Annotated in this window: 16 protein-coding genes; all 16 read left to right on the top strand. The window is 30.3% G+C overall.

Going from position 1 to position 12,636, the window contains the following annotated elements; genetic code table 11:
- The first annotated feature begins 411 nt into the window (after positions 1-411).
- Positions 412-1,182 carry a S1 family peptidase gene (locus C8N41_RS12705; protein ID WP_115839515.1) on the top strand — a complete coding sequence of 257 codons (771 nt, stop codon included), beginning with the start codon at positions 412-414 and terminating at the stop codon, positions 1,180-1,182.
- Positions 1,183-1,300: 118 nt separating this feature from the next.
- Positions 1,301-1,990, top strand: coding sequence for a hypothetical protein (locus C8N41_RS12700; RefSeq protein WP_115839514.1), 690 nt, complete (start codon positions 1,301-1,303; stop codon positions 1,988-1,990).
- A 146-nt stretch (positions 1,991-2,136) separates the two neighbouring features.
- Positions 2,137-2,691 (top strand): hypothetical protein, encoded by a 555-nt coding sequence (locus C8N41_RS12695; protein WP_147298963.1) that lies wholly within the window; start codon positions 2,137-2,139, stop codon positions 2,689-2,691.
- 175 nt (positions 2,692-2,866) lie between these two features.
- Entirely contained in the window at positions 2,867-3,517 is a 651-nt protein-coding gene (locus tag C8N41_RS12690) for a hypothetical protein (protein WP_115839512.1), read from the top strand.
- 133 nt (positions 3,518-3,650) lie between these two features.
- Positions 3,651-4,553 (top strand): ATP-grasp domain-containing protein, encoded by a 903-nt coding sequence (locus C8N41_RS12685; protein WP_115839511.1) that lies wholly within the window; start codon positions 3,651-3,653, stop codon positions 4,551-4,553.
- A gap of 184 nt (positions 4,554-4,737) precedes the next feature.
- A complete protein-coding gene (locus tag C8N41_RS12680) occupies positions 4,738-5,196 on the top strand; it encodes a helix-turn-helix domain-containing protein (RefSeq protein WP_249033273.1) in 459 nt (152 codons plus the stop codon).
- Complete coding sequence (locus C8N41_RS12675; protein ID WP_249033278.1) at positions 5,142-5,990, top strand: IS3 family transposase; 849 nt, start codon at positions 5,142-5,144, stop codon at positions 5,988-5,990. Before C8N41_RS12680 ends, C8N41_RS12675 begins: the two co-directional genes overlap by 55 nt.
- Positions 5,991-6,084: 94 nt before the next feature.
- Positions 6,085-6,711 carry a hypothetical protein gene (locus tag C8N41_RS12670; protein ID WP_115839509.1) on the top strand — a complete coding sequence of 209 codons (627 nt, stop codon included), beginning with the start codon at positions 6,085-6,087 and terminating at the stop codon, positions 6,709-6,711.
- A gap of 257 nt (positions 6,712-6,968) precedes the next feature.
- The gene (locus C8N41_RS12665) at positions 6,969-7,907 is read left to right on the top strand and encodes a hypothetical protein (RefSeq protein ID WP_115839508.1); all 939 of its coding nucleotides are present in this window, start codon (positions 6,969-6,971) and stop codon (positions 7,905-7,907) included.
- A gap of 427 nt (positions 7,908-8,334) precedes the next feature.
- Entirely contained in the window at positions 8,335-8,577 is a 243-nt protein-coding gene (locus tag C8N41_RS12660; RefSeq protein ID WP_115839507.1) for a hypothetical protein, read from the top strand.
- Entirely contained in the window at positions 8,568-8,885 is a 318-nt protein-coding gene (locus C8N41_RS12655) for a type II toxin-antitoxin system RelE/ParE family toxin (protein ID WP_115839506.1), read from the top strand. Before C8N41_RS12660 ends, C8N41_RS12655 begins: the two co-directional genes overlap by 10 nt.
- Before the next feature lie 168 nt (positions 8,886-9,053).
- Positions 9,054-9,305, top strand: coding sequence for a hypothetical protein (locus C8N41_RS12650; protein WP_211318200.1), 252 nt, complete (start codon positions 9,054-9,056; stop codon positions 9,303-9,305).
- Positions 9,306-9,332: 27 nt separating this feature from the next.
- Positions 9,333-9,512 carry a helix-turn-helix domain-containing protein gene (locus C8N41_RS17170; RefSeq protein ID WP_249033272.1) on the top strand — a complete coding sequence of 60 codons (180 nt, stop codon included), beginning with the start codon at positions 9,333-9,335 and terminating at the stop codon, positions 9,510-9,512.
- Positions 9,513-9,945: 433 nt separating this feature from the next.
- Positions 9,946-10,719 (top strand): IS3 family transposase, encoded by a 774-nt coding sequence (locus C8N41_RS12640; RefSeq protein ID WP_115839505.1) that lies wholly within the window; start codon positions 9,946-9,948, stop codon positions 10,717-10,719.
- An 87-nt stretch (positions 10,720-10,806) separates the two neighbouring features.
- On the top strand, positions 10,807-11,457 hold the full coding sequence (locus C8N41_RS12635; RefSeq protein ID WP_115839504.1) for a peroxiredoxin-like family protein: 651 nt from the start codon (positions 10,807-10,809) through the stop codon (positions 11,455-11,457).
- Between the two features lie 99 nt (positions 11,458-11,556).
- A complete protein-coding gene (locus C8N41_RS12630; RefSeq protein ID WP_147298962.1) occupies positions 11,557-12,636 on the top strand; it encodes an acyltransferase family protein in 1,080 nt (359 codons plus the stop codon).

Below are 12,636 nucleotides of genomic sequence, written 5' to 3'. Positions count from 1 at the left end.
AGGTCTAAAAGCCTCATAGAACTGTACGAAATCTGTGTAGAAAAGAGAGGGGATTTTCAATGTTGACGAAGTCTAAAGCTTCTGCGTATATATTATCCTTACTCCTCTCTTTTGTTCTTTCTAATTTATCCTTAAATTTAATGAATTGTAAACTTAAGACGTATATAAAACATAGCTATTACAGGCTTCCGAGAGGTTCGTGTGTTTTTGCAAAGTCGCCAAATTTTTAAATTTGGCTTTTTGAGAAATTAAGATAAAAAGAAAATTTAAAAATTCGGCTTGGGTATAAACCGAAAGTTCCGTGTCTTTTTGCACGCTACGTTTCATATACCAACCGTTACCAAACATTTGAGCTAGACACCGAAAAAAATAGATATAGACAATCTATCATATACAAGTATTCCGATAACTATGTACTTTAATGAAAAACGACAGAATTTAGCTTCTGGAACTGGTTTCATTTACGAGCGGAATAAAAAATTGTATTTAGTTACAAACTGGCACAATGTAACTGGATTAAATCCGATTACCAAAGAGCATTTAGGAAATAATGGTGGAATTCCAGATGTAATAGTTTTGACTTTACAAACACAGAAAAAGCCTTACATAAAATGGAAAAATTTCACTTTCAATTTATATGACGAAAATGAAAATGCCGATTGGTATGTGCATCCCAAACATAAAGAATTGGTAGATGTTGTCGCTATTGAAATTGAAATCGACGAAAGTTTCGAAGGAATTTTTCAGCCAATAAACAATGTGAAATTCGATGATTTTAAGTTAGAAATATCGGACGATGTTTTTATTTTAGGATTTCCATACAAAATTAAAGGTGGTGGACAATTTCCAATATGGAAAAAAGGCAGTATAGCTACTGAACCTGATATCGACTTTGAAGGTTTACCTAAAATGTTTATTGATACAGCAAGTCGTCCTGGAATGTCAGGTTCACCTGTTATTTTTAGAAGAACTGGTATTCATAAATTTACCAACAAACAAAATAAACCTGACTTTATACTTGGGAGAATTCAAGGATTCGTTGGAATTTATTCTGGTCGTGTCATTGGAAAAACGGAATTGGATGCTCAACTTGGAATCGTATGGAAAAAAGAAGTCATTGATGAAATAATCGATGGAAACACAAAAGACAAAAAAACGTTTGGTAACACCGTGTATAATTAATTGCTTTGTTCTTCCCTACTTGCGAAAATTCCTGCGGAATTTTCACGGGTTCGTAAAAGTTTGCTAAATTAGTTGCTGAACCACGCAACTAATCATACACAAACACGTTATAAACAAGTTGAAGAAAGTACTACAATTAATATTTATAGTTATTGGATTAACTTCTTGCAAAGCCCAAGAAGTTGACGGAATTTGGATGTCATATAATAATCGAATTATCGAAGAAGGAAAACTCACTACTTCGAGAGATGAAGGAATAATTATAGATTTTGACAAACAAGCTATGGGAAAAATAACAGCTGATTCTATGTTACAGGTCAAAATTGATTATACCAAGTCAAAAATATTATTTAGTGCTGACTCTCTCAATATTGACTTTAAGGTTTTCGGAAAAGACTCGATTGAAATAGATTTTGAACGGAATATGATTCACGTCTTTAGACCTTTGAATTTAAAGCACAAATTAGAAGTTGATAAAAATGATATTGTACAATTTCTTACCAAAAACGAGTTTCAAGAAATAAATGAGGATTTAAGTTTAAAATTTCGAAATGAACTACACTTTTATTCTACAATGGCTGGAGATAAAAATGACCAACGCTTTTTGGAAAGTCGAATTGATACGAATGGATATTGGTCCATTGAAGAACTAAAAGGTAATTTCTTTTTAATATTTGCAATTGAGGAAATTGGAGAACAAAATATTTATCAAATAACTGAATTGACAAATTGCAGAATGACATTAGAACCAATGCAAGAATACGGCTATTGGATTAAGAATTTAACCGAATTAAAAACCTGTTTATAACCACGTGTATAATTAATTGCTTGGTTCTAGCCTACTTACGAATATTCCTGCGGAATATTCTATTCGGTTTTTATTTGCTAAATTACGTGCTTAACCACGCAACTAATCATACACATACACGTTGTAAGCAATTTGACAAAAATATCGTGATAAAGAACCTGAACGAATTACATAACTTATTTTTCAACGAGTGGAGATTGCCATTTATTCGATTAGAGAACGAGAATTTAATCTCTAAATCGAATAGTATTTTACTTAATTATGTCAAGAATTTTGGTGCATTAATTGAAAAAAACAACAATCAAGACCATTTTGAAATAAGTCAAAATTCAACGGAATTAGAATTGACCAATTTCATTGCAGAAAATTCTGGAAATTGGAATATAGCTGTAAATAGAAAGAGTGATAAAATTTATTCAAACGAACATTGGTTATATACGGAAAGTGACTTTACTGATTACAAAAAATTAAATTTTGGAATTGAGGAATGTTTAATAAGTTTTAGCTTGCAAGAAGTATATTTCGAATATTGTGAAAATAATATAAAAGCAAATTCAGAACTGAATCTAAAACCGCTTTGGATTGACAAAAGATATTGCTCAAATGAAAGAACTCATAGCTTTTATTATGATTCCGAATTTAAAGCTCTGAAATTCAATCACAGTCATAATAATTTTGAAAGAATAGCATTTATAAAATAACAATAGCGGAATAAAAACTGCTTACAACAACGTGTAAAATTAATTGCTAGTTCTAGCCTACTTACGAATATTCCTGCGGAATATTCTATTCGGTTTTTATTTGCTAAATTAGTTACTTAAACACGCAACTAATCTTACACAAACACGTTGTAAGTAATTTAAAAAAACCTCGAATTTGAAAAATATTTATTGGATTTTAATCCTGATTTCATTTCAATCATATTCTCAAAATGAACAATGGTTCGATTTTGAATTAGATTCTCTCATAAGATTTAAATTACCAGCCGAAAACGCAAGTTTATTCGATTCTGAACAAGATGGAATAAAAATGTACGAACTGTCAGCGGAAAAAAATGGAATCGTATATAGCGGAAATAAAATACTGATTTCTGACTCAAGTCTTCCGAATTCAATCGCTGACTTGAAAAGCATTTACGATGAGGCTATGCCGAACGTTTCAAAAAACTATCCAAATACAGTTGTAAAAAAACAAGATATTGAGAATAACGGATTTAAAGGACAAAAAGTGACTTTAACTGACAGCAATGGAAACCGATTATATGAATCTGAAGTTTATCTCTTAAACAATAACCTGTTCTTGTTTAATTGCATCTCTAAAAACGAATCTGACATTAAAGATTCTAATTTTTTCTTTAATCAAATTTCATTACCTAAAAACTCGGAAATAAAACAACTGATTGGAAAGTCTGACTTTCAAAAGACAATATCAAATTTTAAAACAGAACTTTTGATTTTAATTGGAATTATTGGATTGATAATCGGAATAATATTAATTAAAAAAAACTACTTACAACACCGTGTATAATTAATTGCTTTGTTCTTCTCTACTTGCGAAAATTCCTGCGGAATTTTCACAGGTTCGTGAAAGTTTGCTAACTTAGTTGCTTAACCACGCAACTAACCATACACAAAACCGTTCTACGCAATTTGCCAGACCAATGAAAATCATATTTAACGACAGCGTAATTGATAATAAAATAGTCGAACCTGACTATGAATCTGAATTTAATTCTGCGAAAGAAAACGGATTTGAAACTGAAATATTCAGCTTTGAGGAAATAGAAGATGGAAATATAAATAATGCACTGAAATTCATTAAAACTTGCGAAAAAATTGAATTAGGGATTTATCGAGGTTGGATGATGACACCGAAAATTTATGAACAGTTTTACAATGGACTTCTAAAAAAGAATATTCAGTTGATTAACAATCCAACAGAATACAAACATTGCCATTACTTACCAGAATCCTATGACAAAATAATTAAAGAAACACCAAAATCCAATTGGACTAAAGACATTTCCAAAAACAGTATTTTAGAGTTATCAAGTGAATTTGGAGATAAGCCGATTATTGTGAAAGATTATGTGAAATCGGAAAAGCATAATTGGAATGACGCTTGTTTTATTCCAAACGCATCTGACAAAATTAAAGTTTTGGAAATAGTCAATCGATTTATTGAATTACGAGGAGATTATTTGAACGAGGGAATTGTTTTCCGAGAGTTTATAGAATTAGAGTTTCTAACTGAACACTCTAAAAGCAAAATGCCATTAACTAAAGAATTTAGAATTATTTTCTTAAATAAGAAAGTTGTTCAAATTTTCAATTATTGGGACGAGGGAAATTATGATTCTGAAAAAACTGATATTGATTTCTTCCAAAATATTACAGAGAACATAGAAAGCAATTTCTTTACAATGGACGTTGCGAAAAAGAAAAATGGAGGTTGGATAATAATGGAATTAGGAGATGGGCAAGTTGCTGGACTTCCAGACAATGCGAATAGGAATAAATATTATAACGAACTGAATAAAAACTGCGTAGAACACCGTGTATAATTAATTGCTTTGTTCTTCACTACTTGCGAAAATTCCTGCGGAATTTTCACGGGTTCGTAAAAGTTTGCTAAATTAGTTGCTGAACCACGCAACTAATCATACACAAACACGTTGTACGCAAGTTGACCAATGCACTTTCCTGAAATAGGTTGACTAAAAATTAATCATTTAATTACAGTCACTTATGAAAACACAAAATGAACACTGGCGAAAAAAAAACTATCAAAAAGCAACACTAGAGACTAAACTTTTAGTCGTTGACAAAATCCTAACTGGACACATTTCCAACAATCAAGCTTCCAAAAAATACGATGTTCCCAGAACAACAATTTCCTATTGGTTAAGAAAATACAGTACCTTAGTGCAACAAAATACTGGTATGAGTAAAAACGATGAGATAAAAAAGTTAAGGGAAAAAATTGAAGAATTAGAGTTTCAGAAAGACTTTCAACAAGACATTATCGCTGATATGGAACTTACTACAGGAGTTGATATGTCAAAAAAGTCATTACCCGAAACATTAGCAAAAGAGATAGAGCGAAAGAAAAAGGCAATTATAAAAGAAAATGGCTCTATGGATGTTTTGGGATCAGCAAACAAGCCTTTTACAAAAGACTCAAAGCCCAAAAGAAAAAAGAAATAGATCATCAAAAAATGATCAAAATGGTGAAAGACTACCGTAAAAAAGTAGGCTCTAAAACTGGTGGAACCAAGTTATATAGTGAACTAAAACAAAACTTTATAGACGCTGATATTAAGATAGGTAGAGACAAATTCTATCGGTTTCTTAGGCTAAACAATCTTTTGGTTCCAAAAACTAAAAATTACATCACGACCACCAACTCAAACCATATGTATAAAAAATATAAAAACCTGATCAAAAACCACGTCCCTAACCGACCAGAACAACTCTGGGTGAGCGATATTACTTACATTAAAACACAATACGGCCATAACTACCTAGCACTAGTCACAGATGCCTATTCTAAGCAAATCATGGGCTATAACCTGGAGAACCATATGAGAACTTCACTTTGTAGTAAGGCTCTTGCTATGGCTATTAAAAATAGAAAATATCCCAATCAAAAACTCATTCATCATTCCGATAGAGGCTTTCAATACTGTAATCCTAAGTATACGAAGTTCGCTGAAGAAAATGGTATTGTAATGAGTATGACTGAGCAATACGACCCGTATGAAAACGCAGTAGCAGAGAGGATCAATAGAACACTTAAATATGAATATGGTCTAAAACAAACCATTAAAAGCACAGAACTAGCTCAAAAATTAACCCAACAAGCTGTTTATATTTACAATAATCTGAGAACACATTTTAGTCTGGATTTGAGGAAACCAGCCGAAGTACATTCAAATCCAAATATCAAATACAAGTCCTATCGAAAAAATAATGTAAATTTACCTGAACTCACGATTTAAGAACACAAAATTGTAACCAAAAAGAGTCAACCTATTTCAGTATAATACACATATACAGAACCGTTGTAAGCCATTTGAGAAAAACCGGAACGAATTGACCAAAATCGAAAACATTGAAAAGATTTTAAAAACAGTTGAAATCCACGAAAGAATTGTTCGTAAATCAACTGAAATTGACAACGAAACAAAACCCTATTTTCTTGAACTATCGAAATTCACTAAAGACTGTTTATCTGACGAATCTAAAATTGGGAAATTAAATTCGTATCAAATTAAATCATTGGAAAAAGAACTTTTGATTTACTGGAATGAAACTATAAGTTTGGAAACTGAAAAATTTTGGACTGAAATTCTAAACGAAAAATTAAATATTAAACGAAAAGAGCCATTGAAATTCGCTTTAGACAAAAATAGGTTTCGTAACGTTGAACAAGGAATTGAAGCAAGAAAATATTGGAACGAACTAAAAAAAATCAAGTCTATTAACGATAAGTTTTCGAAAACTGAAATTGAGAAAATCGAAAAAATAATTGCCGAAGACGAAAATAAACGAATAGGAATATTAAAAAAGTGTTTAGCGAAAAAAGTAATTCCAAAAAGTCATTATTTGAAGTTTGGAGAATGTATGGCTTATTTTACAAACTGTAGACTTTTTAATAAATATATGACTGAAAAAGAAGTTGATGAATTACACGAAATTTGGAGAAATTTCAAATCATAAACTGAATAAAAAACGGCTTACAACACCGTATAAAAAAAATTGCTAAATTAGTGCTTAACTAAAGGTAGTTGCATTTTTATCAACTTCTGAATTTCCTTCGGAAATTCCTCGCTGACAAAACCGCAACTTTCCTTATACAACAACGTTACCCAACATTCCTAAAATGAGAAAACAATTAACTTTTTAAACAAACAAATAAAAATTTGTGTAAAAAATTATAGTAAATTTGATGTTAGTTAGAATTTGAAAAAATATAAATGAGCAAAAAAAAGGAAAGTTTTAAAGATAAAGTTTACAGAAATCTATTTTGGATATTATTAATAATTGGTATGCTTATTTTGTATGCTTCATCTTGGACTGTTTTTAACGAGTATATTCAAGATATATTAGAAAAAATAGGATTATCTGTTCTTTCTTCAGGTGTTTTCGCCTCAGTCCTTAAGTCATTGCAATTTACTGGGATTTTTAAAAAAGAAATAGAAAAGATTGTTTTAGGAACAAAGTTTATAGAAAACAGGAATGACCTTCCTAAATTATGGAAAAAAGTATCAAAAAGCGTTTACGATAAAAAATTTCCAGAAATAAGTGATGAATTAGATGAAATAATTTTAAACTCTTATTTGCCTATTAAGCATAAATATTATTATCAAGACTTTAGATATACTTTGAAAATTGATGAGTTAACAAAAGACAACATAATTAAATTTACTCAAACTTATAGTTTTGAAGTTGTTCTAGAAAAAGGAGAGAATGAAGCTAAACTTGAAAGCGTTTTTACAATAGATAAAATTCCTGGGTTAGAAAATCTAGTTAATGAACGTTTATATTATAAAATTGATGGAGAAAATGTTCTTGACAAAACTAAACCTGAAATCACAGAAGATGAGTTTGAAAAGAAAATGAAATTTTCTATTGTTGTACCGAATAAGAAAAAATTTCTTGTAGAAACAAAAGAAAGGCGTGAATATTGCATAAATGAAGACAACTATAAATTATTGAGAGTAAATTCTATAACTAAAGAAATGGATGTAAGTATTACATACCCTAAAAATATGATGGTATCTTTCTTCAATATTGGACTAGTGAATAAATTTGAAAGAAAACATATTGACCACGAAAGAACTATTAGCAGAATTCATAAAAAAGGTTTAATTTTGCCATATCAAGGATTTGGCATAACTTTTGGAATAAAATAAATTATTGTTAATAACTTTGTTGTTCTTAAATAAAGTACATATATTGCTTTAAATTAGAGCAAATAATAAAAACTATTATAATATGAAAACATTAATCAAATTCGGAGAAGAAGATTTAATTTAAGTTAAACCACATAAACAAAAAAAGCAACTCAATGAGTTGCTTTTTTTGTTTATAAAAATATTGAATAACTAAATCTGAATAAAAAAACGTTGGGTAACAATGTATATAATTTATTGCTAGGTTCTAGCCTGCTTACGAAAGTCCTCGCGGACTTTCTATTCGATTTTTATTTACTAACTTAGTAACTTGATCACGCAACAAACCATATACTAAACCGTTGGCAACAAGCTGTAAAATTCGTGAAATCAAGAAAATTAGAAGTTTAAATTGATAATTTTGTATCTTTGATAAAAAGCTAATAAAATGGATTTACAAACAAGAAAACTGGAACTTATTCAAGAGTTTTTAAAGATTCAAAGTGAAGATGTTATTTCACGACTTGAAAAAATCCTTAGAAAAGAAAACAAGAATATTGATAATGGTGATTTTAAACCAATGACAATTGAGGAATTTAATTCTCGAATTGACAAATCTATGGAAGATTCAAGAAATGGTCGATTAATAGAATCTAGCGAATTAAAAGCCAAGATGGATAAATGGAATTAAAATTATTTTGGACTGATTTTTCTCAAAAAGAATTAGAAAAAATTTATCAATACCATCGGGAAAAAGCAGGAATTCGAATAGCAAAAAAACTAGTTAACGGTATTTATAACGAAACTTTAAAATTACAAAGGCAACCGAAAATTGGACAAGCCGAAGAGCTTCTAAAAAATAGAAGTCAAGGTTTTAGATATCTTGTCTATAAAAACTATAAAGTCATTTATTGGATTAACAAGGACGAGAACAGAATTGAAATAAATGATGTTTTTGATACTCGCCAAAACCCAATAAAAATAGAACGAAAAAAATAAAAGCCAGTTGCCAACACCGTGTATAATTAATTGCTAGGTTCTTCCCTACTTGCGAATATTCCTGCGGAATATTCACAGGTTCGTAAAAGTTTGCTAACTTAGTTGCTTAACCACGCAACTAACCATACACAAACACGTTGTGTGTAAGTTAAAAAATCAGAACGCTGAATGACAGAAACTGTTGAATTGAGAAATAAACCTGAATTAAAATTTATCTTGAATACGGATGAATTTAATGTCATTGATGCTTCCGAACCGAAAAATAACGGAACTTACTCATACACTGAAATAAAAAGTGCGGAATTGAACTCTGAACGGACTGATTGGCTGATTTCAGTTTTGAGCGTAATAGTCGACTTTTTAACTGGAAGTGGAAACGGAGGGAAATTTAATTGTACTTTCCTGAAATACGTTGACTAAAAATTAAACCTTTAATTATAGTCACTTATGAAAACACAAAATGAACACTGGCGAAAAAAAAGCTACCAAAAAGCCACTTTAGAAACCAAACTTTTAGTCGTTGACCAAATCTTAAATTGTCAGCTACCCAACAACCAAGCTTCTAAAAAATACGACGTTCCCAGAACAACTATTTCCTATTGGTTAAGAAAATACAGGTATGAGTAAAAACGATGAACTGCGAAGCACATCACGAATACCTTTGAAATAGAAAATAATGAGTAAATTAAAAGATTAAAGGAAAAGATTGAAGAACTTGAGTTTCAAAAAGACTTTCAACAGGACATTATCGCGGATATGGAACTTATTACTGGCGTCGATATGTCAAAAAAGTCATTGTCCACTTGAGCGAAGCATATGCATGAGTACCTATTTATTTAATATAATCAAAACGAATAAAACATTAGCAAAAGAGATAGAGCTAAAGAAAAAACAGCGTATAAAAGAAAATGGCTCTATGGATGTTTTACTCACAATATTTCTATTATTTATATAAGTGTTCGTGCATCTGCTTCACTCAAGTGGGATATCTAAACAAGCCTTTTACAAAAGACTCAAAACCCAATAAAAACAAGAAGTAGACCATCAAAAACTAACCAAAATAGTTAAGGACTACCGAAAAAAAGTAAGCTCTAAAACTGGTCGGATTAAGCTACATGCAGAACTTAAAGCAGATTTTAATAAGGCTAATATTAAGATGGGCAGAGACAAGTTCTATCGCTTCCTCAGACTTAATAATCATTTGATTCCTAAAACTAAAAATTACATCACAACGACAAACTCAAACCATATGTACAAAAAATATAAGAACCTGGTAAAAGACCACGTCCCTACTAGTCCTGAACAACTTTGGGTTAGCGATATAACTTACATTAAAACACAATACGGTCATAATTATTTAGCTATTGTTACAGATGCTTATTCTAAAAAGATTATGGGCTACAAACTAAATAACCATATGAGAACATCACTTTGCACCGATGCACTCGCTATGGCCATTAAAAACAGAAAATACCCCAATCAAAAGCTTATTCATCATTCGGACAGAGGTTTTCAATACTGCAATCCTAAGTATACAACTGTTGCTGAAGACAACAATATCATAATGAGTATGACTAAACAATACGACCCTTATGAAAATGCTGTAGCAGAACGAATTAATAGAACGTTGAAATATGAATATGGATTAAAACAAACGATTAAAAATACAGAAATAGCTCAAAAAATGACGGAGCAAGCAGTCTATATTTATAACAATTTAAGAACCCATTTTAGCTTGGAATTAACAAAACCAGCAGAAGTACATTTAAATACTAATATCAAATACAAGTCGTATCGAAAAAATAAAGTAAATTTACCTGAACTAACGATTTAAGAACGGGAAATTTTAACTAAAAAAGAGTCAACCTATTTCAGTATAATACACTTAGCAAAAACCTAATATTATTAGTCCTAGATATTAATGAAAACATTAAAAGAACAAACTGACGCTAAAATCGCACAAGGCCGAAAAGCAAAACCCGAATTTATGCAAGGGGTCGATGACATAATCCTTAAAGCCAAAGCTTTTAAACCAGGGGAAAAGGCCATTAAAATTGGAGAAAACGCTCCAGATTTTAATCTTCCGGATGCAAACGGAGATATAATTTCATTATCAACTCTTTTACATAAAGGTCCAGTAGTTGTTACTTTTTACCGTGGTAGTTGGTGCCCATATTGCAACTTACAATTAAGAGCTTTACAAGCTAAATTAGATGAGATTAAAGCTTTGGGAGCCAACTTAATTGCTATTAGTCCAGAAGTTCCAGATGGCTCAATGACGGAAAATGAAATTAGTAAAATGGATTTTATCGTTTTATCAGATCAAGATGCAAAAGTGGCATCAGCATATGGTGTGGCTTGGGAAGTCCCGGATTTTTTAATGGAACATATGCGAGTAGATCGTAAACTCGATTTAGAAAACATAAACAATGGTAATAAAAATATATTGCCAATTCCTGCCACATTTATATTAAGTAAAGATGGTGTTGTAATATGGAATTATGTCAATGTCGATTACAGAACTCGCTCTGAACCAGATGATATTATTGAAGCTTTAAAATCACTTTCTTAATATTTTTGCATTTTTTATAAAATTAAGCCTTATTCAATTCAGTAAGGCTTTAATTTTTATTACTAGCTTAAATAAAATTGAACAATTAAGAATAAAAGCGTGTCGCAAAACGTAATTAAACGAATCTATCAGTTAGACTTATTTAGATTTATAGCTGCCCTTGTGGTAATGCTTTATCATTATTTATTTAGAGGTTTTACGGCAGACCATTTATCTGACTTAAGTTTTAGTGCACTCACTGACTATTTTAAATATGGATTTTTAGGCATCAATATCTTTTTCATAATAAGTGGGTTTGTTATTTCACTTTCAATTAAAGATAGATCTATTGTAAAATTTGTGATTTCAAGAATTTCAAGGTTATATCCTATGTATTGGACTAGCGTGCTAATTACTTTTATAGTAATTCTATTATTTGGAGCACCAAGATTTACAGCAGAAATAAGTCAATTTCTTTACAACCTTACCATGTTTCAAAATTACATTGGTATCGAAAGTATTGATGGTGTATACTGGACTTTATTTATAGAAATGAAGTTCTATATTTTTATAATTGGCACATATTTAGTCTTAAATAAATTAAAGGAAATAAAACTCGATTATTTAATTTATACCTGGCTAACAATGTCCGTTTTATATCTTTTTTTCTATGATTATTATATTTTTAGACTAGCGAAATCTGTGTTTATTTTAGACTGGAGCTCTTATTTTATAGCCGGTATTATATTCTATCAAATTTATAAGAGTCACTTAAACCTAAAGTATGGCTTACTCCTATTAATCTCAGTAATAGTATCCGTAAATCATACTATAATAGAAACCGCAAGAAAAGCAAGACATTTTAATCTTGAATTTTCACCAGAAATATCCAGTGGAATCATCATCGTATTTTATTTGCTTATGATACTCGTCGCTTGCAATAAATTGAAGCGTTTAAATTCTTCAAAATTTGTTACAATAGGTATGCTGACTTACCCACTGTATTTAATTCATCAGAAAATTGGCTATATTATATTCAATCACTTTGGTAATGATTCAAATAAGTATTTCGTGGTTATTTCTACGATAATCTTTATGCTCAGTTTCTCCTATTATCTTACAAAATACTACGAACCTAAAGTTTCTGGTTATCTAAAATTGAAATTAAACCAACTCGCCATAAAATATTTAAAATTATAG

Origin of the sequence: Winogradskyella sediminis (assembly GCF_003387355.1) — a bacterium.
GTDB classification, from domain to species: domain Bacteria; phylum Bacteroidota; class Bacteroidia; order Flavobacteriales; family Flavobacteriaceae; genus Winogradskyella; species Winogradskyella sediminis.
The sequence above is the reverse complement of the archived record's forward strand: the minus strand, read 5'-3'. Positions and strand labels throughout refer to the sequence as shown.